Annotated in this window: 17 protein-coding genes and 5 pseudogenes; 11 read left to right on the top strand and 11 right to left on the bottom strand. The window is 59.4% G+C overall.

The features are described from left to right. Window positions 1–17: 17 nt before the first annotated feature. The 4 genes and pseudogenes from OWR21_RS00115 (at window position 18) to OWR21_RS00100 (ending at window position 6,626) form a co-directional block, all read left to right on the top strand. Window positions 18–1,721 (top strand): annotated as a pseudogene (locus OWR21_RS00115) (DUF1302 domain-containing protein). A gap of 7 nt (window positions 1,722–1,728) precedes the next feature. Then, window positions 1,729–4,127: pseudogene (locus OWR21_RS00110) on the top strand (efflux RND transporter permease subunit). A 16-nt stretch (window positions 4,128–4,143) separates the two neighbouring features. Continuing rightward, entirely contained in the window at window positions 4,144–5,145 is a 1,002-nt protein-coding gene (locus OWR21_RS00105) for a WD40/YVTN/BNR-like repeat-containing protein (protein ID WP_147214794.1), read from the top strand. A 34-nt stretch (window positions 5,146–5,179) separates the two neighbouring features. Further along, window positions 5,180–6,626, top strand: a pseudogene (locus OWR21_RS00100) (aldehyde dehydrogenase family protein). Window positions 6,627–6,773: 147 nt separating this feature from the next. Here the strand turns inward: OWR21_RS00100 and OWR21_RS00095 are convergent. The 3 genes from OWR21_RS00095 to OWR21_RS00085 form a co-directional block, all read right to left on the bottom strand. Next, complete coding sequence (locus OWR21_RS00095; protein WP_332394282.1) at window positions 6,774–7,472, bottom strand: TetR/AcrR family transcriptional regulator; 699 nt, start codon at window positions 7,470–7,472, stop codon at window positions 6,774–6,776. Between the two features lie 89 nt (window positions 7,473–7,561). Further along, window positions 7,562–7,801, bottom strand: a complete 240-nt coding sequence (locus tag OWR21_RS00090) for an FAD-dependent oxidoreductase (protein ID WP_332394281.1) — start codon at window positions 7,799–7,801, stop codon at window positions 7,562–7,564. A 20-nt stretch (window positions 7,802–7,821) separates the two neighbouring features. Continuing rightward, complete coding sequence (locus OWR21_RS00085) at window positions 7,822–8,865, bottom strand: protoporphyrinogen/coproporphyrinogen oxidase (protein WP_332394280.1); 1,044 nt, start codon at window positions 8,863–8,865, stop codon at window positions 7,822–7,824. Window positions 8,866–9,016: 151 nt separating this feature from the next. Between OWR21_RS00085 and OWR21_RS00080 the strand changes: the two genes are divergently transcribed. From OWR21_RS00080 to OWR21_RS00065, 3 genes and pseudogenes are all read left to right on the top strand, one after another. Then, window positions 9,017–9,892: an alpha/beta fold hydrolase gene (locus OWR21_RS00080; RefSeq protein ID WP_332394279.1), complete on the top strand. Its 876-nt coding sequence runs from the start codon at window positions 9,017–9,019 to the stop codon at window positions 9,890–9,892. A 187-nt stretch (window positions 9,893–10,079) separates the two neighbouring features. Continuing rightward, a pseudogene (locus OWR21_RS12510) lies at window positions 10,080–11,449 on the top strand (MFS transporter). Between the two features lie 69 nt (window positions 11,450–11,518). Then, complete coding sequence (locus OWR21_RS00065; RefSeq protein WP_332394276.1) at window positions 11,519–12,901, top strand: D-serine ammonia-lyase; 1,383 nt, start codon at window positions 11,519–11,521, stop codon at window positions 12,899–12,901. Window positions 12,902–13,161: 260 nt separating this feature from the next. On the opposite strand, the pseudogene OWR21_RS00060 reads toward OWR21_RS00065, so the two are convergent. From OWR21_RS00060 to OWR21_RS00050, 3 genes and pseudogenes are all read right to left on the bottom strand, one after another. Next, window positions 13,162–14,705 (bottom strand): annotated as a pseudogene (locus tag OWR21_RS00060) (acetolactate synthase large subunit). 27 nt (window positions 14,706–14,732) lie between these two features. Then, window positions 14,733–15,509, bottom strand: coding sequence for a class II aldolase/adducin family protein (locus OWR21_RS00055; RefSeq protein WP_316898977.1), 777 nt, complete (start codon window positions 15,507–15,509; stop codon window positions 14,733–14,735). Window positions 15,510–15,576: 67 nt separating this feature from the next. After that, window positions 15,577–16,101: a VOC family protein gene (locus OWR21_RS00050; protein WP_316898975.1), complete on the bottom strand. Its 525-nt coding sequence runs from the start codon at window positions 16,099–16,101 to the stop codon at window positions 15,577–15,579. 433 nt (window positions 16,102–16,534) lie between these two features. Between OWR21_RS00050 and OWR21_RS00045 the strand changes: the two genes are divergently transcribed. After that, the gene (locus OWR21_RS00045; RefSeq protein WP_332394273.1) at window positions 16,535–17,194 is read left to right on the top strand and encodes a GMC family oxidoreductase; all 660 of its coding nucleotides are present in this window, start codon (window positions 16,535–16,537) and stop codon (window positions 17,192–17,194) included. Continuing rightward, on the top strand, window positions 17,095–18,207 hold the full coding sequence (locus OWR21_RS00040) for a GMC family oxidoreductase (RefSeq protein WP_332394295.1): 1,113 nt from the start codon (window positions 17,095–17,097) through the stop codon (window positions 18,205–18,207). The genes OWR21_RS00045 and OWR21_RS00040 overlap by 100 nt, the downstream gene beginning before the upstream one ends. Window positions 18,208–18,615: 408 nt before the next feature. Here the strand turns inward: OWR21_RS00040 and OWR21_RS00035 are convergent, their stop codons facing one another. The 3 genes from OWR21_RS00035 to OWR21_RS00025 form a co-directional block, all read right to left on the bottom strand. Next, entirely contained in the window at window positions 18,616–20,130 is a 1,515-nt protein-coding gene (locus tag OWR21_RS00035; RefSeq protein ID WP_332394272.1) for a sensor domain-containing diguanylate cyclase, read from the bottom strand. A 627-nt stretch (window positions 20,131–20,757) separates the two neighbouring features. Further along, window positions 20,758–21,150, bottom strand: coding sequence for a GntR family transcriptional regulator (locus OWR21_RS00030; protein ID WP_332394271.1), 393 nt, complete (start codon window positions 21,148–21,150; stop codon window positions 20,758–20,760). Continuing rightward, complete coding sequence (locus OWR21_RS00025) at window positions 21,095–21,412, bottom strand: GntR family transcriptional regulator (protein WP_332394269.1); 318 nt, start codon at window positions 21,410–21,412, stop codon at window positions 21,095–21,097. Before OWR21_RS00025 ends, OWR21_RS00030 begins: the two co-directional genes overlap by 56 nt. A gap of 69 nt (window positions 21,413–21,481) precedes the next feature. Between OWR21_RS00025 and OWR21_RS00020 the strand changes: the two genes are divergently transcribed. Next, window positions 21,482–22,600 carry a pyridoxal phosphate-dependent aminotransferase gene (locus OWR21_RS00020; RefSeq protein ID WP_332394268.1) on the top strand — a complete coding sequence of 373 codons (1,119 nt, stop codon included), beginning with the start codon at window positions 21,482–21,484 and terminating at the stop codon, window positions 22,598–22,600. A 151-nt stretch (window positions 22,601–22,751) separates the two neighbouring features. Here the strand turns inward: OWR21_RS00020 and OWR21_RS00015 are convergent, their stop codons facing one another. Then, window positions 22,752–23,840, bottom strand: a complete 1,089-nt coding sequence (locus OWR21_RS00015) for a lipase family protein (protein ID WP_332394267.1) — start codon at window positions 23,838–23,840, stop codon at window positions 22,752–22,754. Then, entirely contained in the window at window positions 23,777–24,151 is a 375-nt protein-coding gene (locus OWR21_RS00010; protein ID WP_332394266.1) for a hypothetical protein, read from the bottom strand. Before OWR21_RS00010 ends, OWR21_RS00015 begins: the two co-directional genes overlap by 64 nt. Before the next feature lie 361 nt (window positions 24,152–24,512). Between OWR21_RS00010 and OWR21_RS00005 the strand changes: the two genes are divergently transcribed. Further along, a partial coding sequence (locus OWR21_RS00005) for an alpha-hydroxy-acid oxidizing protein (RefSeq protein WP_332394264.1) occupies window positions 24,513–25,394 on the top strand: 882 nt, incomplete at its 3' end.

Below are 25,394 nucleotides of genomic sequence, written 5' to 3'. Positions count from 1 at the left end.
AAGAGAGGACATCGACAATGAAAAACCTCTCTTTCACTCGCTCTCAAGAGCGTGGTGCTGCCGTGCGTGGGGCCGTTTCAGCGCTCATCGCGCTGGGTTGCACGGGGGCGAACGCCTTTACGTTCTCTAACGACACGATCCAGGGGAGCCTCGATTCGACAGTCTCTGCGGGGGTTGGTGTTCGCACGGCATCGCAAAGCGAAAACCTCGTGTCGCCGACTTATGACCCAGCCACCGGGGCCCGCACGGGCGGTGGGAGTCTCGGGCAGATCAGCGGCCTTAGCGACCAAGGCAACATCAACTACAACAAAGGCAATGCCTTTACGACGTACCTCAAGGGTAGCCACGAGTTGCTGTTGAAAATGCCGACAGAGGGGCTCGCGTTCATGGCCCGCGGCTCCTGGGTGTACGACTACGCGGGCACGCGCACTACTGGAGCAACCAGCGGACAGGACGCGCTTGCCGCTTCTCCCCGATATCAGTGGCGGGCTTGCATCGGATGCCCGCAGCAATATTCGCTTCAAGGCTCGGTTGCTCGATCTTTGGGTCAGCAAGCAGTTCAGTGTCGGTGACCAGCAGGCGCGAGTCCGGGTCGGGAACCAGGTCATCAGTTGGGGCGAGAGTATTTTCGAGATCGGCGGCATCAATGCGACGAACGCCATCGATATCAACCGGGCGTCTCAGCCAGGTGCACAGGTCAAGGAATTTGTTCTGCCTGCCCCAATCCTTAGTGTTGCCTCAGGCCTCGGGCATGGGGTCAATGTGGAGGGGTACGTCCAGAGCAACTGGAACAAGAGCTACTTGCCTCCGGTAGGTAGCTACTGGTCCTCGTCCATCATCGGAGCGGGCGAGAGTGCTTACGGTGTGCGAGAAGCGCGTCCCAAGAACGGCGGTCAGTTTGGCTTTGCCGCACGCTATCAACCGGACGGAACGGACATCAATCTTGGGGTCTACGCGATCGCGTATCACGACAAGCTACCCCAGACGTCTCTCGCTGCTGACGGCGCTACCGTTTTCAAGTATCCGGAAAACCGCCACATGTTTGGTGTCAGCGCCAATTTTCCGGTGGGCGACATGGCCATTGGAACGGAGCTCTCCTTCCGGCCCCGGGATGCCGTGCCGCTCAACCCGGCGAGTGGTTGCGTGGCCCAGGGGGTAATTGCTGGGTCGACGAAAAACGCTTTCAGTGGCACCTGACTTCGCTCTATGCACTTCAGCCCGGAAACGCAGGCGCGCTCTTGAATCTCTTGGGAGCGCAAACGGCCACGCTCACCACCGAAACGGTCGTGATCGCCTACCCGGGGCTCCATAAGAGCTACGGAGGGTCACCTATTGCGGCTGGTGGTTTGTTGTGGGGTAACGAATTCAACGATCTCTTTGCCACGGGTGCGCTCAACAGCCCCGGCAGTTCGGCCGGAACAAAGTACTCCGGCGGCATCAATGTCGACTTCAACTGGGTGTATGACGGGACACTGGTGCAGGGCTGGCAGGTCAATCCAGGCGTGTACTTCCGATACGGACTCTTTGGCCAGACCCCCAACATCAATGCGCAGTTCGTGCGAGGTGTGAGCTCGATGAACCTGTACGTCAACTTTGTACAGAACCCGGCCAACTGGCAGATCGGCCTGAACTACACAAGGTTCATGGGATCGACCAACCCGCTCAAGAACCCGCTACGTGACCGAGACTTCTTCGGCATCGTCGCATCCCGCAATTTCTGAGGTCATCATGAAGTCGTCGCCTGTTGCCGAGTCGGCGCGTTCGAGCGCGCTCGTCCGGATCTTAAACATGCTCGAGCACGCGCTATTCGGCCACAGGCGGCTTGTGCTTGGATTACTCATCGCTTTCACCGTTGCGATGGGATGGTTTGCGGTCAAGCTGCGAATGGATGCTGGCTTCGAGAAGCAGCTTCCCGTGGGGCACGAATATATCGCCACATTCAACGAATACCGAGATGATCTGTTGGGCGCAAACCGCCTGACGATCGTCGTAAAAGCCAGGAAGGGAACCATTTGGACGACGGAGGGCTTGAAGCGCCTTTACGACGTCACGCAGGCCGTCACGTTCCTGCCCTATGTGTCGCGCAGCAGCGTCCAGTCTTTATGGACGCCGAATTCCTTCGTCAACGAAATCACCGAGGAAGGGTTCCGGGCCGATCCACTCATCCCGGGCACGGTCACCCCGGACCGCCTGGATGCAACGGCCATCGGCGATATCTCTCGGTCGACGGCGCAGGGGGCTTTGTCGGCAGCCTGGTCTCGCGAGACCAAACCAGTGCCATGGTGACGGCCGACCTGAACGAGGTGAACGCCAGCGGTAAGCGTATCGACTATGTGTCGTTCGACAGGATGCTGGAGTCTGAGCTACGCAAGAAGTTCGAGGACGACAAGTACGAGATCCAGATCATCGGCTTCGCCAAACAGATTGGTGACATCGCTGAGGGCGCTGCCGCCGTCCTGCAGTTCTGCCTGATGGCGCTGTTGCTAACCGCCTTGGCTGTGTATTGGTACTGTCGATCGATTCGCTTGACGATATTGCCACTGAGTTGCTCGCTCTTTTCGCTGATCTGGCAATTCGGGACGTTGTATTTGCTGGGGTACGGGCTTGATCCGTTGGGTGTGCTGGTGCCCTTCCTCGTGTTCGCCATCGGCGTCTCGCATGGTGTTCAGCAGATCAACTTCATCGTTCGAGAGATCTCTCACGGCAAGTCTGTGGACCGCGCTGCGCGCTCGAGTTTCAGTGGTCTTCTGGTGCCCGGAACGCTTGCGCTCATCACCGCGTTCGTTTCCTTCGCCACGCTGGTTCTTGTCCCGATTCCGATGGTGCGCGAATTGGCCATCACGGCATCGCTTGGCGTTGCGTACAAGATCATCACGAACCTGGTCATGCTTCCCCTTGCGGCATCGATGCTTCAGGTGGACGCTGCGTATGCCAAAAGCATGGAAGCGAGGGCGGTACAACGGGCACGTTGGCTGCATGTCCTGGCACGCGTTGCGGTTCCCCGAAATGCAGCACTCGTTCTTGTCATCGCGGCCGGCGTGTTTGCCACGGCGGCCTGGCAGAGCCGGGATCGCGTGGTCGGTACGTTGCAGGCGGGCGCGCCGGAGTTGCGTGCAGACGCCCGATTCAACCGAGACGCTGTTTCGATCGCCACCAACTACGACATCGGGCTGGACTGGCTCACGGTCGTCTTTCAGGCGCCGTCCAACTCGTGCGAGAACGTCCAGATTGCCACATACCAGGACCGGTTCGTCTGGGCAATGCAGCCCGTAAATGGAGTGTTGTCCATTACGTCCTTTTCGTCGCTGCTTCGCCAATACAACGAAGGCTACAACGAAGGAAATCCGAAGATGTCCGCGACGCCCATTGATCCCGCGAATTACGCGGCGATGGCCGTAGAAGTGGGGCGGCTTCCCGGAATCATGCGCAAGGATTGCAGCATGAGTGCGGTGCATATCTATCTCTCCGATCACAAAGCCACCACGATCAATCGCGTGATCGCCGCGGTGAAGACATTCCGCGACACGGAGAAACTCCCCGGCGTCACGATCCGGCTTGCCTCAGGCAACGCGGGCGTCTTGGCGGCAACGAACGAAGTGATCGAGCACAGCGAACTCCCCATGATGCTGTACGTGTATGCCACGATCGTCCTGCTGGTTTTCCTCGCTTATCGGGACGTTCGCGCCGTACTGGCCTGTTGTCTCCCGCTCACGATCGGCACGTTTATCGGCTACTGGTTCATGAAAGAGCTTGAGATCGGCCTGACCGTGGGCACGCTTCCTGTGATGGTGCTTGCGGTGGGTATCGGCGTCGACTACGCGTTCTACATCTATAACCGCCTGCAACTCCATCTGGCCAATGGAGTGGGTATCGTCAAGGCGCTGGAGCACTCGATTCTGGAGGTCGGCACAGCCACGATCTTTACGGCACTGACGCTGGCTGTTGGGGTGGCAACGTGGTCGTTCTCCGCACTGAAGTTCCAAGCCGACATGGGCAAGCTGCTCGCGTTCATGTTCCTGGTCAATATGGTGATGGCGATGACCGTTCTTCCTGCTTTTGCGGTTTGGCTGGAACGGCTATTCCCACGCCGCGGCCCCGCGCGTGCGCCGGGCCTCCTGGCGCATTGATGTGGGGAGACGAACCATGAAGATCCTTCATTCGCGCATCCTTCGAGCCTTCGTCATTGCTGCGGCGCCTGTACTGGCCGTGGTTGCCAATGCTGCATCCCAATCCGAAAAATTGGTTCCGATTCCCGCAGCGAAATCTCCCATCGCGACACAGTCTCCGGTGCTAGGTGCGGCGTGGGCGGGCGACCGTCTGGTCAGCGTGGGCGCCAACGGCGTCGTGTTGCTGTCCGATGATGGAGGTGCCTCTTTCCACCAGGCACAGCAGGTGCCGGTGAGTTCAGTTCTGACGAGCGTCAGCTTTGCCGGTCCGAGAACAGGATGGGCCGTGGGCCACTGGGGGGTGATCCTTGCCACCACCGATGGTGGTGAAACATGGCGAATTCAACGGTTGAGCACCGAGGAGGATCGCCCCCTCTTTGCGGTGCATTTCTTCGATCCACAGCGTGGCGTTGCAGTGGGGTTGTGGTCGCTCGTGCTGGTGACGCAGGACGGCGGTGCCACCTGGACAGAGCAGCGCGTGAATCCCAAAGCGGGCACCAAGTCTGACTTCAACTTGCTTGGCCTCTTTCCCGACGGAAAGGGGGGCATATATGCGACTGCAGAGAAGGGCCAGGTTCTGCACTCGGTCGACTATGGCAGGACATGGGAATACCTCGACACCGGCTACAACGGCTCTCTGTGGTGCGGGGCGATGCTGGACGGCGGCGTGCTGCTAGTCGGCGGCCAGCGCGGAACGTTGATGCGCAGCGAAGACGGCGGCCGGAGCTGGACGCGAATACCTTTGAAAGCCGCCAGCTCCATCACATCCATCGCGGCCAGAAACGGCGACGTGATGGTCGTCGGCCTCGATGGCTTCGCGGCCCAAAGCCATGACGGTGGTCGGACTTTCACCGAATCGATCCGTGCCGGCGGCGCACCGCTGACGGCGGCATTGCCCACGGGGCCGGGGAAATGGCTGATGTTCTCGCAACGAGGCGTCGTACAGGACCCCGCCGCAAAGCCCCAAAACCAGAACTAAGCCGACGCATTCGGCAAGGAGACAACGCGTGACCATTGGAAAAGACTCAGCGCATCTTCAATGCGCCTTCATCAACGGCCGTTGGGTACCGCCGAGCGGTGGCGGCCGCCATCACGATGTGATCAATCCCGCGACAGAAGAGGTATCGGGCAGTGTTGTCTTCGGAGACGAAGCTGACGCTGTATTCGCGATTCAGGCTGCGTACGATGCATTTCCCGCCTATTCTCAGACGCCGCTTGCTGAACGCATCGCGCTCCTGGAGCGCATTGCCGACATATATGAACGGCGGATGGACGACATGGCGCGTGCCATCACGTTGGAAATGGGAGCGCCCCTCCATGCGCTGTCGATGCCTGCACAAGCCCCCGCAGGCATGATGCATTTCCGTGCGACGGCAGCCGTCGCGAAGGCGCATGCCTTTGAGGTTCAGTTGCCGTCCACGCGCGTGGTCAAAGAGCCGGTCGGTGTGTGCGCCATGATCACGCCGTGGAACTGGCCGATGAACCAGGTCGCCTGCAAAGTCGCCCCAGCCTTGGTAGCAGGTTGCACCATCGTTCTGAAGCCCAGCCAGAACGCTCCTTACTCCTCAGTGCTGTTTGCGGAAATCCTGGAGGAGGCTGGCGTTCCTCCCGGCGTCTTCAATATGGTCCAGGGAGAAGGCGGTCGCCTCGGCCAGGTACTTGCCTCGCATCCACTGGTCGATATGGTCTCGTTGACCGGTTCGACAAGCGCCGGTGCACAGGTGACCAAGGCCGCAGCAGATACCGTCAAACGTGTGTCTCGAGCTTGGTGGGAAGTCGGCCAACATCCTTCTTGATGGAGCCGATTTCCCGACCGCTGTCACACACGGGGTGCTCAGCATGATGAGCAACTCCGGTCAGACATGCACGGCGCCTTCACGCATGCTGGTACCTGCGCACCGCCTTGCAGAAGTGCAAGCGATAGCGGTGGAGGCGTGCAAACGCATTGTGGTGGGTGACCCCATGGACCCGAGCACGACCATGGGCCCCATCGCCAACCGCCGGCAGTTTCTTAAGGTCCGCGAAATGATTCAAGTGGGACTGGATGAAGGCGCCACGCTGGTGAGCGGTGGTTTGAGCACGGTGGAAGGCACTGACCGAGGCTTCTACGTTGCGCCCACGGTCTTCACAGTCCCGCACAACATGTTCCGTATCGCACAGGAAGAAATCTTCGGACCCGTCCTCGTCGTCATTCCATATCGCGATGAGGAAGAGGCGGTTGCTATCGCCAACGACTCGATCTACGGCTTATCGGGCTACGTTTACGGTCCGGATGTTGACGAGGCGCAGCGCGTGGCGCGGCGGATGCGTACTGGCATGGTGCACCTCAACGGGGCTGGGGTGGATCCCATTGCGCCGTTTGGCGGATACAAACAATCCGGAAACGGCCGAGAGTGGGGTGCGGCTGGGATCGACGAGTTTCTAGAAACAAAGTCGATCATGGGTGCAACCGGCAACTGACTGCGGCGAGGGAAGCACGGTCCGGGGCGCCCGCGCTTCCCAGCATGGCTCAAGTCAATGGATAGGGAGCGAAAAATCTGATGTAAATCGATTAATCGTCAGCTTACGAGCCGAGAGTTGTTGCTCGTCGAGGCTCCAGATTGCGGCCTACGCTGCGCTTTCTGCTTGACGCTCTTTTAGAACCAGGGTTTCCGGCAGGAAGCATCTCAGATACGCGAGCGTGGCCCGAACAGACTCCGCGAACGTTTCGTCGTCTATCTCGCCCCGGGCGGAATAAGAGCCCGACCACAACGCCTCCCCGAGTTCTGTAGAGAACATGAAGTAGCGTTCCAGATTTGGGATTTCCGGCATGACATAGGCTTCCCGCATTACCTCGAGCGAAGCCTGCCCGAATGTTTTATTGTGCATCAGGTTGTTAATCCGACTTTGGCGATGCAATGTTGGCCCCAACATGATTTCACTCATGGCTCGATTGTTGTTGAGCACATCACGGGCATCCGCCATCACAGCTTTAACCCAATCTTGCCAGCTTGGGTTCTTTTTGGCAGCCTGGCGCTTGCTCTGCTCCAGAACGATGGCAGTTAGCCGCTCGTTGTATATCTTGTTTAACTCAATATGGATTGCGGTGACCGTATTGAACAGGTAATGCACAGAGGCGGGCGCTATCTTGGACTGCTTTCCAATATCGTAGAGACTAATATCTTCGATATTTGCGGTTTGCAGCAAATGTTCGGTTGCCTCGATAATCGCTTGATATCTGCGCCTGCTTCGCTCTTGAGTTGGCACGCGAGGGGATCGCCGCACCTCTGCGGTGCGTCCTTTTCGGTGCGAAGCCTTTTGGCGCACCGGTTCATCGTCGGGAGGCGTGATTTTTGATCCTGACACTCTGGGTGAATCCTCTGTAGATTAAAGGCGCTCAGCGACGGGTCAGCGTTTTATTTATTGCCTTTCAGCGCTCGTTCTGCTGCACGTAGGCCACCACGGACGCCGGATTCCATGTGGACACCATCGTAATCGTTGCCGGCGAATGAAATCCCGTCAAACGATTCAGCCTCCTTCTTGAACGCGAGAATCTTAGCATGCTGGCCCGGAGCGAAGCGGCCAACACCCCACGTATGCCGCTGCACGCGTGCCTCATCAACCCATTGAGAAATCCCTGGGAAGAAGGCCTCCACGTCGCGTAACGCTTGGATGATCAGGTCTGACTCACTTTGCTGGGCGAGACGCGCTGCATCGGGATAGCAAGGCCATGCGGAAATGATCCCTTGCCACTTGGCACCAGGTGCGGAGTCTTGACCGTGTGATTCAAAGCCATGTTAAAGACGGTATCCCGGTAGGCGTGCCCCATGTACACGAACGCCTCTGTTTGGAGAGGGCGATCAAGGAAAAAGTACACCAGCGAGAAAGGGGCATTTGGGAATGAAGACAGAAACTCTTTTGCTGTCTGCATACCATCGGGGACGAGCTCGGCAGCCCGATCGATGGAGCATGCGACGATAACGTGCTTTGCACTTAGTGTGGTTCCGTTTTCAAGAAGGACGCCTTCGACCTTGCCTCGATTCGTGAGGATCTTTGATACCGCCGTTTCATATTGCACATTGACCCGTTTGGCCATCCGTTCGGCAAGTGTGACATTGCCTGTGCGCAGCGTCATGACTTTGGATGTGCCAAACATCTTTATGAGATTGAGCGTGTGATATAGATTCGTATGCTCGGCCGTTGTATTTGCCATTCCATGGGCTGCGGGGCGGAGCACAAAATCCTTAAAGTTGCTGCCGGCCCAAGAAAACGCGTCCGCAGCCGAAACATTGTCGTATTCCGGAATGTCTTTCTCTGTTTCAAAGAACGAAAATCGTTTCGACATGGCAAGATACCGGATCGTAAACCACGTGAGATCCAATGTTCCCCGCAGGCCCAGCAGCTTGGCAAGCCCCAAGTTCCCTTGCGGAAATTGGATATTGCCCCGGCGATCCAAATAACCGGCTTGGACGTTCGATTGGGGCATCAGGTCTTGGGACAACCCATAGGAGTTCACCAGCTTGAGCATTTCTCTGTAGTTGGAATGAATGCCTTGCGCTCCGCCTTCTGCTGCATCCCCTTTTCTTGTCAGGCGGACGATTCGCCCGCCGGGGCGGTTTGACGCCTCCAAGACGACAACATCTCGACCTGCTTCCTTCAATGTGTGCGCCGCTGTGAGGCCGGTGATGCCTGCGCCGATAACGATGGTGGTGTCTTTCATGTACGTGAGATGACGTCGTCGTGAGAACGGGGCGCGATGACCCCTTGTGGATCCCAGTGTACGATAAAACTTGACTAACGTCAGCTTTTGGATCAATGTTTGACACCAACGATCGCCCGAGGTGGGCGGGACGCATGCTAGGGGAACTGCCATGGACGGAAGTGTCGAGAGCGGCAAAGAGGCGTGGTTTGTAACTTCTACGGGAGCGAAGCTTTTCTATAGAGATTTCGTCCCGGCGCGCCCCGCGTCTTCTGTGCCGCTATTGTGTTTGCACGGGTTCATGCGGAACTCCCGCGACTTCTGCGACTTGGGCAGGACGTTCGCGGCCAAGGGTGTCCGTGTGGTGGCCCCGGATCTCCGCGGGCGCGGTTTCTCTACGCGGTACAGCGACCCCAAGGACTATCACTACGATCTCGTCATGCGGGACGTGAAAGATCTGCTGGACCATCTCGACATTGGCCCGGTTGCGGTATTGGGCGTTGCTCTTGGGGGCATCATCGCGATGGATATGGCGGGAGAGAGCGGGACGCGCGTGTCAGGTATCGTTCTGAACGACCTCGGCGCCGAGGTCGTGGAGCAGTCTGCTAAAAGAATGGCGGACAACGTCGACGCATCGGACTTCAGCTTTGACGAAGCAGTGGATCGCGTAAAGCTGCACTTCGGCAAGACGTACCCGGATCTCTCCGAAGACCGTTGGGTGGATCTGATGTTGCGAGCCTATCGAGAGTTGACGCCTGGTAGATATGCCCGGGACTTCGACCTTCGCTCGCTTGTCGATGCGCAACGGATGAAGGCCGAAAGGCCAGATCTATGGCCGCAGTTTCTAGCGACGCGTGGCGTCCCAGTCGCTCTGCTTCGTGGCGAGACCTCAGACTTCTTTACGGCCGACTGCGCCGAGCGCATGGTGGAGGCGCATGCCGACACTGTTCTGACAACGGTCAAAGGCCGCGGGCATCCTCCCCTTCTGGACGAGCCCGAATCGTTAGCGGCAATTGAGGCCTTGCTACAGCGGGCTTCACAACGCTGAAAGTGTTGCTACGGTCGATGCGTCGACTCGAGGCGATTGTTGCCTCGGCCGGGCAGCCGCCGTGAAATACCTCTCGCAGAGGAACGGATGTAGAAGCGTCGGCTCTTATGGAGCCGCTTGACGCAGCTTCGGGCGGAGACAGCCGGTCACCCCGCGGCACCCTAACCACGGCATAGCGTTGTGCACCATGGACAAGCCGAAAGCATCGCGTCTGGTCAGGTATCCGATCTACACCATCGGAGATCTGTCGAGCGGAATCTACTCCGTCACGCCGAGCATCTTGCTGATGTTCTACATGACGAACATCCTGGGCATCTCCGTGGGCGTCGCCACGCTGGCTGCAGTTCTGCCGAAGATCGTAGATCTGATTTCGAGTCCGGTGGTGGGCGGCATGTCCGACAGAACGTCAACGTCGCTGGGCCGTCGGCGTCCCTACATTCTGTTCGCCGGATTGACGATCCTGCCGGCATTTGGCTTCATTTGGGGAGCGCCGTTCAGTTCGCCGCTGGCCTCGGCTTGCTTTGTGGCGGGGGTCTTCAGTATCTGCACGTTCTGCTATTCATCCTTCCTGGTGCCCTATTGCGCGTTGAACAGCGAGATCGCGACGGGCTACCACGACGGTACAACGCTCAATTCCTATCGCGCCGTGTACTCCATGCTGGGCTGCGTGCTGGCGGGCGCTGGTGCCCCATTGATCGTTGAGAAATTTGGGGGAGGTCGGTCCGGATATCTGGCGATGGGTATCGTGATGGGGAGCGTCATGGCGGTGAGCGTGATGACGACGTTCCTCACTTCCAAGGAGCCAGCCCGACATGTGGACGCTCCGCATCTGACGAAAGCCGAGATTTGGGGTGCGCTGGTCAACAACCGTCCCTTATTGTTGCTGCTTTTTCCTATGTTCTTCACGTCATTGGAAGCGGAGTGCTGGGGGCAACCTTGGCGTACTTCGTCACTTACGTGCTGCATCGAGACGCCGATTTCCTGTCGCTTCTCTTCTTTCTGACCTTCGGGGCATCTGTCGCGGCGATTCCGCTGTTTGTGTATCTCGGCAAGCTTGTCGGCAAATTCGGCTCATTTGCGGTGGCACTTGTTGTCGCCGGCACCGCCGCCCTTGGGTACCTGATGGTCCATCCAACGACCCCGGTGCCATTTGTGTTGGCCATTGCAACCATCTTGGGGATGAGTGAAGGTGGCATTCAGGTGTTTGCCTATTCGATGCTGGCGGACTGCATCAAGCATGGAGACAGCCGGAGCGACGCGCCGCAGTCAGAGGCGGTGCTTAGCGGAGTGTTCGTCGCCGGCGAAAAACTGGGATTTGCATTGGGGGCATTGGTTGCCGGAGGCTTGTTCTCATTGTCCGGCCTGGTGGAGACTCAAGAGGGTTTCGTTGAACAACCGCACTCGGCAATCTGGTCAATACGTCTGGCGGTCTCGGTGATCCCGATGATCGTGAACGCTCTGGCGCTTGTCGTAATCTCGTTCTACAGGGCTTTTGACTCTCGCATCGTCGCGCCTGCTCCAGTGGAGCTGCATAGCGAACAGCCTTCTGTTTCTTAACGTTCTTGCGGACGAGAACGCTCCCATCTGGTTTTCCTTCCCTCTAAGAGTTTGTTTTCCATGGACAGGATGCATCTGACACTCGCCTCCGCTGACGCGATCGCTGCGCTGGAGGCGCGTAGACCGCAGTTGTGGACGAACCCGAATCGTTCCCATGATGGGATGCCCGTATGCTCATGGGGAGAGCGAATCATCGGCATGGCCGATGTCACTGAAGCCGCAAACCGCTTTGCAAATTTCAGGCACGTGCTGCTTCAGTTGTTTCCCGAACTGGAGGCCACCGGTGGAGTCATCGAATCACCATTGATTCGAGCAAGCTTTCTGCAAGAAGCACTTGGCTTGCCGCCTTTTGCAGGACATGTATTTGTGAAGGCAGACCATGGGCTGCCGGTTGCCGGATCGATCAAGGCGCGAGGCGGCATCCATGAAGTCCTGGAGTTAGCAGAGCATCTCGCTGTCGTTCATGGTTTTGCTTCCGAAGGTGACCTTGCCGGCCTCCTGGATGCCGAAGCGCGGGCATTCCTTGGCCAATATCAGGTGTCGGTTGGTTCGACCGGCAATCTGGGATTGAGCATCGGTGTGATTGCGTCCGCGCTGGGGTTCAAGGCAACGGTGCACATGTCTGCTGACGCCAAACAATGGAAAAAGGACCGATTGCGCAAGCGGAACGTCGCGGTGGTTGAACACGAGGGGGACTATGCGGCTGCGGTGGCGGCGGGCCGACGTCAAGCGGAGTGCGATGCGAAGTCGTACTTTGTTGATGATGAGGATTCCCTGTCGCTGTTCCTGGGTTACAGCGCAGCTGCGTTAGGTCTGAAGAGTCAACTGCATGCCTCAGGGGTTGTCGTCGATGAACGGCATCCGTTGTTTGTGTATCTGCCTTGCGGCGTTGGTGGCGCACCATCTGGCATCGCGTTTGGCCTTGCTCATGTTTTTGGACCGCATGTGCATTGCTTCTTTGCCGAACCCGTGGCGTCGCCATGCTTTTTTCTTTCGATGCTCGACCCAAGCGGGAGCAATCCCGCGGTGTACGACATCGGTCTGGACAACCAGACCGAGGCGGATGGATTAGCGGTTCCACGTGCGTCCGCGCGCGCAGTCTCTACCATGCGGACTGCGTTGGGAGGCGTTTTCACTGTAGACGATGAGCGGCTCTTCCAGCATGTTCACACCGCTGCAGTTGCAGAGTCTCTTCGGATCGAGCCGTCCGCGGCGGCTGGTTTCGATGGGCCCCGCTGGCTTACGTCCCCAGGCGAGGGCGCCGAGTATCTGCAGCACCACGGTCTCCATCAATACGTAGCGAACTCCACACACGTCATTTGGACGACGGGGGGCTTGTTCGTACCCGACCAGGAATACCAAGCCTTTTTGAGCGCGGCGCGATCAGCAAACAGCGGGTGCCGGCAAGCGCGCAATGACACCAGTAGATCAGGTCTTGGCTTCGTAACGTGAGGTAAGGCCGTCTGGCACTTTGGAGTGCTGATTCGGCCTCGTGCTGGACTTCCCAATACGAGGCGAAAAAATGCCGTGCTGACACGGCATAGAAAGACCCCAGAGGAGACCGATGACCGGGATCTGAAGACGTGGTGCTGGCATGTGCCGGAGCGCCAGCAAGATTGGCGGGAACCGCAACAGATCGATGCGCCGCGTGGCGGCCGCATCTTCTGGTGGGCGTCAAATTCGCTAAGGAACGCGTCCCGTCACCGCGGCCTTTAGATCATCGCTTCGATAAGCCGAGGACCTCGTTGCTGCATGGCTGAGCGATAGAGGTCCGCAAACGCTTCTGCGGTTGTAGCGCGAGCCGCCTCTACCCCCATGCCTTGGGCGATCTTCGTCCAGTTCATTTCCGGGTTGTGAAGATCCAGCATCGAGAGTGCCTTTTGTCCGGTCTCTTGCACGCCGACCCGCTGCAGTTCGATGTTCAGGATTCCATAGGAGCGGTTGGCATAAATGACAACCGTGATATCCAGATTCTCACGAGCCATTGTCCATAGCGCTTGCATGGTGTAGGCAGCGCCTCCATCTCCGTGCGGGCAGACCACCTTGCGATTCGGCGCTGCGATCGCTGCGCCGACGGCAACGGGCAGGCCGTCGCCGATGGAGCCGCCAGTCAAGGGAAGATGGGTGTGCGGTCGGCCGGTGGCCATCGTACTCAGCAGGGCAAGGCCGCTCGTCGCTGATTCGTCAGCGAAGATCGCTTGTTCGGGCGTCAGGTTCGCCATGACCTGCGCGATTGCCAAAGGCGTCAGGTTCCCGCTAGGCATATCAGGCAGTTGGAGCGGTACGCGCTTCGCTGCCTGCGGTGGTGCGCCCAATGTGTCGGCCAAAGCTGCGAGGGCGCCGCAAGCATCTTCATGCGGGTGTGCCAGGTAACTCAGGTGGCATCCCTTGGGTGTGCACCAGCTTGATTTTCCCGGGTAGGCGAAGAACGAGACCGGCGGCTTGCTACCGACGAGAATGATCTGTTCCGTCCCTTCGAGGAAGCTGACGATCTGCTCCGCGAAATAGGGAATACGTTCGACTGGTACGCGTCCGGCGCCGAGTTCCGTATGCGGGGCGAAGGTATCGCAGAGAAGGCGTGCGCCGCTGGCCGCCTGGACGCGTCCTGCGGCTTCAAGACCTGCCCCATACAGTGCATTCGCGCGCAAAATGAGTGCCGTCTTCTTGCCATTGCGCAGAAGCGCGGCGGCAGCCTCGACGGCGGCGGCTGATACAGGTTCAGGCCCGCGGTGAGGCAGCGGATCCGCAGGCCGCTCAGCCTCGTCCCACGCGGTATCAGCAGGAAGAATCAGTGTCGAAATGCATCCTGGAGCCGATCGTGCAGCCTGCACGGCGCGGGCGGTATCGGCCGCCACTGTCTTCGCCGATTTCGACTCGTGAATCCAGGAGGACACCGGTCGAGCAAAACCGACGATATCCGACGTCAGCAGCGCATCGTACTGAAGATGGTACGTCGCATGATCGCCGACGATATTGACGATGGGCGTGTTCGCCCGGCGCGCGTTATGCAGATTGGCCAGGCCGTTCGCCAGCCCCGGGCCGAGGTGCAACAAGGTTGCCGCAGGCTTGCCGGCAACACGGCCATAGCCGTCGGCTGCACCGGTGGCCACGCCCTCGAACAAGCAGAGGACGCTTCGCATGGTCGGCGCAGAATCCAACGCGGCCACGAAGTGCATCTCCGACGTACCTGGGTTGCCAAAAACACATCGACATCACAGTTGACGAGCGTCTGAATCAGCGACTGAGCGCCATTGATCTGAATCTTTTGCATTCTGCGGCGCCTTTAGTCCATGAAGCTCGGATCCAGCTTGGTGAGCTTACGCAGCATTCCAGGCCATGGATCCATCGTGCCGTCAGCTTGACCAACACGCATGAGTTCATGGCGGAACTCATCGAGAAGAGACTGCGGAAAGCGGATCAATTCCCCATGTTTCGCACTGTTCGCCAGCAACTGAATGCGGCAAGCCTTGCGGATGTTGTAGTGCCGCATGAAGGCATGTTTTGCTTCGTACCCCAGCGTCAGAAGTCCGTGGTTACGCAGGATCGCAGCGTTATTGTTGGCGCCGAGAGACCGCTGCAAAGAAGGTATGCGTTCTTCGTATGTTTCGACGCCTTCGTAGTCGTGATAGGCCAAGCCGTCTGCAATCGCGAAGGCTGCGGACTGAGAGATCGGCAATAGGCCATCAGCATTGCAGGCCACCGCAGCAATGATGTCGTCGTGGGAGTGGATCACGAAGTTTGCGTCCGGCCTAGCCTCATGTACGGCCCGCATGGGGTACCACGCGTTTTGAACAGGGCCGAATGGGCTTTCCGAGACGACATCGCCTTCCAGATTGATTTTGACGAGACTGGACGCAGTGACTTCTTCGAACAGCAATCCCGATGGGGCGACGAGAAAGTCGTCCCCTACGCGTGCCGAGACCAATTGCATGGAAAGGTCATCCCACCCCATGAAAGGAATGAGGCGGAACAACGCAGCTGTTTGTACCCGAATGTTCCATTCGTCATCCGAGACCTTGCCCTTCAAGGAGGGGTAAGCGGTATCGCCGATTTTTAGCATCGTTCAAATTCTCCAAAAGTCGCACAAGGGCCCGTCGGTCGTCATGACGATGGGTGGGTAGGTGTGCTTAGAACTCAATGACAGAGGGACCCGTGCCGTCCCATGCTTGGGCTGCCGCTTTCATCTGGGCGAATCCTTCCGTGATCAGGGGGCTCGCCTGGATCAATTCCAGGACTGTGCCGCCAAGCAACGGGGGCTCGAAGAAGACGGTTTCAACGCCAATGGAAGAGAGCGTGCGATGCAGGGGTGAGAACCCTTGATCGGCAAGGGTGGCGGTGTCAGCCGCTATGTCGTTGGACAACAACCCAACGTGCTGTACGCCGGCACCGTACCGATTTTGAAAATCCGCAAAGGCGGAGGGCGCCGCGTTGTGTTGTTCGACCAATTCGATCTGCAGGTCGCCCGAGTACGCAAACGCGGCCGTGATGTCGCATTCGGTGTGCTGGCCTCGATATGTCTGCTCCGCGTACTGAATGTGTCGGGAGACAAAGAATGGCCCGATGCCGAGTTTGTTCCAGAGCGCGATGGCCGCATCAACGTCGTCGACTACATAGGCGACTTGCATGACGGGGCCCAACTTGCCGATCAACATTGCGGACTCCTGTGTGAGGTACTCCAATGTGCTGCACGGCCTCAAAAAGCCGGCGTTAGTCGAGTTATATCAGCACTTCGCACAAGAGGCAACTAGACTCGGGAGGGCTCCGGGATAGCCCCTAGGCGCTGCGTAGTACCGTACAAATATCAGACATGGCGCTTCAGTTAGGTCGCAAGATGCGCAAATTTAACGGTAGGCAACGCTGGCAGAACCGGCGGACGGTGCGTGGACGTGTTGAGGTATCTGTTGCCCAGCTCACTTAAATAATTGACTAAGATCGGATTTATGCGCAAACTCCTTTCAACCGGGGAGGCGCTATTGCGCGACGTCGCGGGATGCAAAGAGAGGCAACGACTGCCGGTCTGCGGTGGCAGCTTCGACCCATCTCTCAAATACACGAGCCAGTGAGCGGTTTGCAGGAGGATTCGTAGTGGGCCACAAAGACCACATCGACAAGTCTTTCGACATTGTCATCGTCGGCGCCGGATCGGCGGGATGCGTATTGGCCAACCGGCTGACGGCAGATCCAAATGTGCGTGTATTGCTCTTGGAGGCGGGCGAATGGGATCGCGATCCGATGATCGGATTGCCCGTAGGCATCGTTCACATGACAGCCAACAACCTATATCGGTGGTCGGATGTGTCAGAGCCAGATCCCGGGCTCGGGGGTCGAAGAAACGATATTCCGCACGGCAGGGTGATCGGTGGCGGTTCGTCGATCAACTACATGGCACACACGCGTGGACATCCCGCTACCTATGATGCGTGGGCGGATGAAGGTGCGCCGGGTTGGTGCTACAAGGACGTCCTGCCCTACTTCAAGCAGTGTGAAGCTTGGGATGGCGGCGAGAATGCATGGCGAGGTGGGGCCGGCGAACTCGGGGCGCTGACCCCACCGATCGATGATCCCATCGCACCGGCGTGGTTCGACGCCATTCGCTCACTGGGCTATCCCATCTCGCAAGATCACAACGGCGACCAACCTGAGGGATTCGGGGTTCTGCAATACACCATCAAGGGGGCCGACGCTCGTCTTCAGCAAAAGCCTTTCTGCATCCGGTTCTGGGGCGCCCCAATCTCACCGTTCTGACCGGAGCGATGGCGACCAAGGTGTTGTTCGAAGGAAGACGCGCCATCGGTGTCGAATATGTGCGGAGCGGCGCGCGAGAGCAGGTCTACTCTCGGCGGACAGTCCTTTGCCTCGGGGCCATCAATACACCGCATTTGCTGATGCTGTCGGGTGTGGGACCAGCGGATCATCTGCAATCGATGGGAATCAGTCCAATCATCGATCTGCCGGTGGGGAAGAACCTGCAAGACCATTTAGCGTTCCCGATGATGTGGAAACGGAAACAGCCCAGTCCATTTCAGAAATCCCTCCGGTTCGACAAGGCCGCGGTGAACATGCTGCGAGCGGTGCTGCTACGTAGCGGGCCGTCGTCGAGGCTTCCGGGCGTCATCATCGGCTTCATCAAATCGCAGCAGAACCTGTCGATGCCAGACCTGCAGCTGTACTTGCAGATGCCGCCGGCCTATGCCGACACATGGTTTCCGGGCATCAAGCGGCGTTATCAGGATTGCCTCGTGACTCGCACGCAGCTGGTGGGCCAACGGAGCAGGGGCGAGATCCTGCTCAAATCTGCGGATCCGGCTGATCGGCCTCGTGTGTTCTACAACTCCTTGTCGGCTCCGCAGGACATTGAGGCCCTGCGGGAAGGTTTCAAGCAAACCTGGGCAATCGTCAACGCACCGGAGTTGGACGCGTTTCGTGGCGAGCCGGTCATGCCAGTTGGCGCGCTCAGTACTGACGCTGAAATTGACGCATTCATCCGCGCCAATGCGAGCCAACAGTTTCACCCTGCCAGCACTTGCCCAATGGGAAGCGACGACGATGCAGTGGTCGATCCAGATTTGAACGTACGCGGGCTAGAAGGGCTGAGTGTTGTGGATGCGTCTGTCATGCCGACTCTCGTTCCGGCTAACCCTAATGTGCCGATCATGATGATGGCCGCGAAGGCAGCTGCGATGTGGCAAGGCGTCGAGACAGCGGCTGGTTTGTCGGCAGCTGCGGAAACGATCGCCGAAGCGCGTGTCCCCGCCTAGGCGAGCGGGCCGGCCGTACTTGGGATGCCCCCGGCAGTGAAGTGCAGCTGCCTCGGCGCATAGCCACAGCGGAAAACGGGCTGTCCAGACGTCGAGCCCGTGGTCGACGATAAAAAGTCTGGCCAACTAGGCGCCATGTGGTTGGCCAGATTTTGTGTCTCTTGCTTCTGTCGATGAGTCTGCTTGGTACAGACTTTTCTTTTCGCCAAGGTGGAAGCAGGCCAGCAGAATCAATGCCTTACACGCGATTTTGGTACAGCCTTTTTTGTCTGCCGTTAACCGGTGAGCGGAGACAAAAAGTCCGTACCCAGACGGCCTTCAACGCGCGATTGGTCAAGCAGCGACGTACTCGCCCTGGCGTACCCTGCAGTGCCACGCAACCGTTCGATAGGCCGCGCGGCTCTGATCCTAGGTGACCGCGACGGGTTCCGAAGGCGTCGATGCGGCGGCTATGTCGTGGAAGGAGACGGTCTTGTTTCGCCCAGTCGCCTTGGCGTAATACAACGCTTCGTCCGCCTCCTTGATGATGGCTTCCGTGTCTCCCGCTTTGTCTGGTGTCCAGGAAGCCAGGCCGATGCTGACGGTGACGTGTCCGAGTTCGCTGCCGACGTGTTCGATCAACAGCCGGATGATTGCGGTTCGAATTTTCTCGGCGATCTGGCGCGCGCCTGCTTCCGGGGTATCGGGAAGCAACACAATGAACTCCTCGCCACCATAACGGGCTGCCGTATCGCCGGGGCGGCGGACGTTGTCGGCAATGCAACGCGCGACTGCGGCGAGTGCGTCATCTCCGGCTTGGTGTCCGTAGGTGTCGTTGTAGGACTTGAACCGGTCGATATCGATGAAGAGCAGAGACAGTGAGGACCGGGCACGGCGCGCGCGTCGCCACTCGCTCTCCAGCAGCTCAGCGAATCGACGGCGATTGCTCAGGCCCGTGAGCCCGTCGGTGCGGGCCAGCAACTCGAGCTCGTACTCAGCGCGGATTCTGCGGCGCAGCTGCGCAGCGAGCATCAGCGTCAGCACGATGAACGCGATGCCGAACGCGAATACAAGGCCGCCGATGATCAAGGCGCGGTCTCGCCACGCCGCATAAATCTCGTCCTCGGCTTCGGCCACCATGATGATGAGGGGCAGCTTGGTGAAGTGCTTGAAGTAGTAAATCCGTCGCACCCCGTCGATGGATGCCGTCTCTGAAAACGTCCCTTCCCGCGCTGTTTGGAACCTCTGGAATGTGGCGGCCTTGCTGATGTTGCGCCCGATAATCTTCGGGTCGTACGGCTGGCGCATGACCATCACGCCATTGGAACCGATGAGCGAAATGGCGCCACGCTGGCCAAGATCGATGCCGCCGAACAGCTTGTGAAAATAGTCGAGATTCAGCGCAACGACGGCAATCCCGCCAAACGATCCGTCCGGCTTGGAAATGCGTCGCGACAGGGCAATGCTCAGCGCGCCGCCTCGCAAGCGAGACACATAAGGATCACTGATGTACAGGCCGACGTTCGGGTTTTCCCTGTGGATCGTGAAGTACCGCCGGTCTGCGAAATTGCCCTTCCGGGACACGTCGTTCGACGAATCTAGAACGATGTTGCCGTGCTCGTCGAAGATCAGCATCGCGCCCAGATAATCCGCTGTCATGGCATGGTCGAACAGAATCGCTCGCCGTACGGCGGGCAGGGCTGACATGACGTTCGGCAGCTGCAGGTTGTGGATCGCTGCCTGGAGGGACAGGTCGTATAACTCGATGTTGCGTTCGATGTCGCGCTCTGCCAGCAAACCAACGTTGCGTGAGGTTTCGCGGGCACGGTCCAGCGCGTCGGCACGGCTCTGGATAAGCTGCAACACGCAAACGCCCATCAATGCACAGGCGACGACAATACCGATACCGATGATGGAATATGGAATGCGTTTGCGGTGGGGCATGGGTCTGCTGGGGAAAATGCAATCTGTCCCCTGGGGCGCGAAGGACCGTTCTTATACTATCGGATATGCAACAAGTTGTTGTCTTACATCAGGCGCCGCCTGCTTCTAAGCCTTTCAACTGTTGCGGTTTAATCTCCAACTCCACGGTAGGGGATCGTTGTCGAGTGGCGAGTGCCTTCTTGCACACTTCGATTCGGCGCCGAGCGCGCTCGGGAGCTGGCAACGACGTGCTGACGGCCCTTCAAGATTGAGCGGCAAGAAGAACGTAAGCGCTTGGGGTACTTGTGTGGGTGCTCAGGGGCCAGCCGCCGAAACTCGGCCTCAATCAAATCCGAAATCTGCACCGCCGCGCGCCCAAAATCAGTTGGCGCGCGCTCGTGGCGATGGCTGTCGGGGTAGGGCGATGAGCGCGCCGGTGTAGCGGTCTGCCTCATAGCGGCGCGCAAGCGTGCGCGCTGGATGCAGCTGGTGGTTGTGTTCAGCCGTCACCGGCAGGGGACAACTTGATGGACAGCGAGCGTCCAAGTTGGGTCGGTTTGGGACCTTCAGAACGGAAGCCTGGATTGCCGACAAATCGATGCGGCCCGCGTGAATGGCGTCGCGTTCGCGCTGATTGTGGAGGGTGATTCAGGTGGCTCGGGCTTCGCGAAGCGCATCCTGCATTACCGTGCCAGCAGATTCGATATGCGCCTTCGTCAGCCGCTTGGCAGCGCGCCGGTCGCGCGCAACCACTGCATCCAGTATTTCGCGATGCTGTGCGGACGAAATGTCCTGGTAGCGTTCCAGTTGCCAGACGAGCCGTAGATAGCGATCGGTCTTGCGCCAGATCGTTTCTAACGTTTCCATCAGATGGCTCTTGCCGCTTGCCTGGTAGATCACCCGGTGAAACGCCCAGTTATCCACCGACCAGTGCTCGATCTCCCTGGCCTTCTCGTCGCGCTGAAGTATCGCGCGTGCCGCGGCCTCATCGTTCGGGCCAAAAATCGATTGCCGAGTTGAGCGCGAGCAGCTCGAGCGCAACCCGCATTTCCGTGAGTTCTGCGGCCTCGGCCGTCGTCATCGCCGAAACGAATGCGCCGCGATTCGGCACGATCGTCACGAAGCCGCTCGCCTGCAATTGCACAAATGCTTCCCGGACCGGGATATGGCTCGTCCCGAACTCCTTGGCGATCAGTTCCTGGCGTAGTTGCGTCCCCGGCGCCCATGTTCCGTCCGCAATGCGTTCGCGCAGGCGATCGGCCAGCGAAGTCGAGGAGAGCTTGCAGTCTGCCGTCTTTTTCAATTTAATATATTAAAACAATGTCGGAGGTTGATATGACGGTGTCGCGGTTGAGAAAAATGCGGGATCGGCGTGGATCGCGTGGGCGACGCAGCGGACGCCTTGTGCGACCCAGACATTCTAAGACTCGAAAATCTGGACACCGACCTCCGACCGCCAGCGGTGGCGCTCGCCCGTACGCACGAGGCGATCGACGACGATGCGGCAAACAGCTATCTGCCGTTTACGGGCTTACGATCGCTGCGCGAAGCAGCGGCCGCCCGCGTCGGACATTCCGCAGGCGTCGAATATGACGCTGCGAGCGAATGCATCGTGTCAGCGGGTGGCCTCGCCGGAATTCTCAACGTTCTGCTAGCCATCGTCGAACCTGGCGATGAGGTCGTGCTTACGGATCCCACATACGCTGGCCTGATCAACCGCGTACATCTGGCCGGTGGCGTCCCGAAGTTTGCCCGGCTGCGTCCAGGACCGGACGGCTGGCGCCTTGACCTCGACAGCCTGACGGCCGCGATCGGCCCTCGAACCAAGGCCCTATTGGTCATGTCGCCCTCGATGCCGAGCGGTTACGTCCCGTCCCCGGACGAGTGGCAGGCAATCGCAAGACATTGCGAGGACCGAGGCTTATGGCTTGTCTATGACGCCGCAATGGAACGCATCCTGTTTGACGGCCGGAGCGTTGTTCACCCAGCCAGTTTCCCGGGTATGCGAGATCGGACCATCACGGTCGGTGCGGTTTCAAAGGAATATCGAATGATCGGATGGCGGGTCGGATGGATCGTCGGTCCGCAATCGATCATGGACGATGTTCGCCTTGTCAGCCTTTCCAACGTGGTCTGCCAAGTGGGCATCGCAATGGCCGGGGCCACCGCCGCACTGACCGCAACCGATGACGGCGTGGCTGCGGCCGTCGCGGAGTGGGAAAGTCGCCGCAACTTTCTGATGGATGCGCTTTCCGACTTGCCGCTCATCCGTCCTCATGGCGGCTGGTCAATGCTGATCGACACGCGAAGCCTAGGAATTGAGCCGCCGGAAGCCTCCAGGCTCCTGCTGGATCACGGCAAAATCGCGGCGACTCCGATGGGGGGATGGGGCCCTGGGGCAGAGCGTTACCTGCGCTTCGTCTTCGCGAATGAACCTGTTTCGCGCTTGCAGGACATTCGCGAGCGCATACGCTGTGCGTGGCAGACGTGAGGCAGGAATTGCTGTTCCACCTCGGCGTCAATGGCCCTTCGGTGAATGGCACAGCACAGCCTCCGTGTGTGCGTTCACGAGGACCGCGGGTGCGGTCCTTCATGACTCGCGTGGCCGCTCAATGCGGCATCGGCGCGCCGAGTCCGCCTGCCTAACCCAGGGAGGCGAACCATTGCGGGATGTTCTGGGCGCCGTCGAGGGTGGAGGGACCTCCGTAAAGGCCAGCGAGGAAGGTGCCGCGATGGCTGCCACCCGGGACGGCAACCCCGCCGGCAAGAGCTCCGCCTGCGGAGAGGGCGCGCCCGACCATCGCCGGATGGATCGCTTCGTCGGCCAGTCCGTAGTGAAAGCGGATCGGTGCATCGTAGTGCCAGTAGGAGGCTCTATTGGCCGCGAGGTGCCGCAGGAACGCGCTGTTGCGCTCGTCGGTAGCGCGATCGAAGAAGCCCGGCACCAGCAGCTGGGCGCCCGTCGGGATTCCCTGTGCGGCGGCGGTGTCCAGCTTGTAGTCCTGCCAGTATTGCTTTGCCATGTCGCGGTATTGCGGCTGCACCGCGGCTTGCAGCAGCCCGCCAAGGCCGTACTGAAGTTCGTAGCTGCCCAGGGCAACGATCATGCACAGCGATATCCAGCCTGGCAGGGCCGGATATGAGGCGACGCCCGCGGGTAGCGGGAACGTCTGGGCGCCTGCCCAGAAGCTCCACGCTTCGTTGAGGTCATTGAACGGGCTGGCAACCGCTGTGCCCGTGACCGGTAACGATTGCGAGCGCAGCGCCTGATGGAGCCATTGCGTATTGAGTGCGCCTTGCGACCAGCCATGCAGGAAGCGTTTCGAGGGTCGCAGACCGAGCGTGCGCATCGCTTGCTGACCAGCCGCAAGGATGTCAAGGCAGGTTCGAGTGCTCACGCCTTTGACTGCGTAACCCTCCCCGCGGCCATCGCGGAAGGGGCCCTTGCCGACATAGTCGGCTGCCACCACGGCATAACCCCGGGCGGCAAAGCGATGCACGTTGAAGAGCGTCTCCAGAGAGTCCGCTGCATCCGTGAGTTCGTAAGCCGGGTCGGCCAGCAACGTCAAATTCGACGGTACCTGGTCGAATGACAGGATCGTTCCATGCTGCCACGACACCAGTGGCAGCTCGCCCTTGACGCCCACCGGCACCGCCAGCAGGCCACTCACGCGCAGTCGTTCGCCGGTTTCCGGCACCACGGTGTGCGTAACGATCCGATGCAGGTCCACGTCGAAGCGGGCACCGTCCGGCTCGCATCGAACGTAGGGAGAATGGCCGGCTTGTTGAACAGCGGATACGCCTTTGCGACGAGGTCGTCGAGCCGCTGACCGCTGACGCGACAGGAGCGGTCGATGACGCTGCGCGCGATGCGTGCGGCGCTGCGCGTGCCCACTGCGCCCGCAGACGTTCCCCACAGGGCGGCCGATAGCAATCCGGCCTGCACGATGAACGACCGCCGTGGCTGGTCGATTCTCCCGCCCGCGTTATCTGACGTCGTCGGCGGGGACAACACAATTGCTTCATCGGCATCGCGTGACATATCGGTACCCTCCTTTTCGTTTTGAACCACGCCGCAAAGCTCGACCACTCCTGCCTCGTATGGCCTGATCGCCTACCTGAATTGAAGCTCACCGCGCTCCCGGCTGTCGGTGGACAGTGTCCAACAAGAAACCCCGTGACAGCTTGATCCGAACCAGACTGCACGCAGATTTTTGACTCAGCGATGGCGCGGGCGACCGGCCCCGCGACCTTCCGCCTGTTCAGACGGCAGATGTTCCAACGTAGTCACAGAAAAGCCATGCTGGCGGGTAATGACTTCTCGCGTAATCGGCAATATGAGATCGCGGTGTGACGTTGTAACAATCGCAAGGCGAAGTGGTCGTCACCAGTGCGCTGAAAGCGTGGACGTCGGCGACATGCCTGCGTTGTGCTCCGCCCGCTGCGGCCTGAGACCGCAGAAACAGGAAGCGGTGATGACTGAAAGGCGAGGCCGGGTGCGAAGTCACCAAGCCGTTGCACACAGCAGCATGGGTGCGTTGGAGCGTGAGGAGTTTGCGGCAAATGAAGTCAACATTTTTGGGCATCGAGGACTACCGCCGTGCCGCGCAGCGGTATCTGCCCGCATGGTTTTCGATTACATCGAAGGCGGTGCGGACGATGAATCGGGGCTTAAACACAACCGTGCCGCGTTTGAAAGCCTGCGGTTTTCGCCGTCTCGGTTGACCGATGTCCGTACTCGGGATCTTTCGACCACGCTGGCGGGCCAGCGCATGGAGCTTCCGCTGATTGTTGCGCCGATGGGGCTGACAGGTGCGTGCCGGCCGGATGGCGACATCACTGGCGCGCGCCGCGCCCGAGCGGGGATCCCGTTCGTGTTGTCGACTGCCTCCAATGTTTCGCTGGAAGACTTGGCACGCCGGGCTTCGGGAAGACGATGGTTTCAGCTGTACGTCGTTCACCCCGAGCATGCACGGGCGCTCTCTGCGCGGGCATTGGCGGCTGATTACGAAGCGCTGGTCCTGACGACCGATGTGACCGTCAACGGCAACCGGATACGCGATCTGCGCAATGGCTTTTCTGTCCCGATGCGCCTAAACCCGCGAATGGCGCTGGATGTGTTGACTCACCCGGCATGGTTGACCAGGCAGGTCGTCGGTGGATTCCCAACGCTGCCGAATGTACAGACGGAGGGCTCGGCCAACTTGGAGTTTCAGGCCGCACTTCTGCAGCGGCGCATGGATGCGGGTTTCTCTTGGGACGACCTGGCCGCGCTGCGCGAGAGG

This window comes from Ralstonia sp. 1B3 (genome assembly GCF_036631435.1).
Note: the sequence above shows the minus strand (reverse complement) of the source record. Positions and strands in the feature narration are given on the sequence as shown.

Coding starts and splice junctions, on each gene's coding strand:
- OWR21_RS00055 (WP_316898977.1), bottom strand. CDS start 15,509: ATGCTAAAAATCGGCGATACCGCTTACCCCTCCTTGAAGGGCAAGGTC.
- OWR21_RS00105 (WP_147214794.1), top strand. CDS start 4,144: ATGAAGATCCTTCATTCGCGCATCCTTCGAGCCTTCGTCATTGCTGCG.
- OWR21_RS00050 (WP_316898975.1), bottom strand. CDS start 16,101: ATGTTGATCGGCAAGTTGGGCCCCGTCATGCAAGTCGCCTATGTAGTC.
- OWR21_RS00085 (WP_332394280.1), bottom strand. CDS start 8,865: ATGAAAGACACCACCATCGTTATCGGCGCAGGCATCACCGGCCTCACA.
- OWR21_RS00080 (WP_332394279.1), top strand. CDS start 9,017: ATGGACGGAAGTGTCGAGAGCGGCAAAGAGGCGTGGTTTGTAACTTCT.
- OWR21_RS00035 (WP_332394272.1), bottom strand. CDS start 20,130: ATGCCCCACCGCAAACGCATTCCATATTCCATCATCGGTATCGGTATT.
- OWR21_RS00010 (WP_332394266.1), bottom strand. CDS start 24,151: ATGTCACGCGATGCCGATGAAGCAATTGTGTTGTCCCCGCCGACGACG.
- OWR21_RS00065 (WP_332394276.1), top strand. CDS start 11,519: ATGCATCTGACACTCGCCTCCGCTGACGCGATCGCTGCGCTGGAGGCG.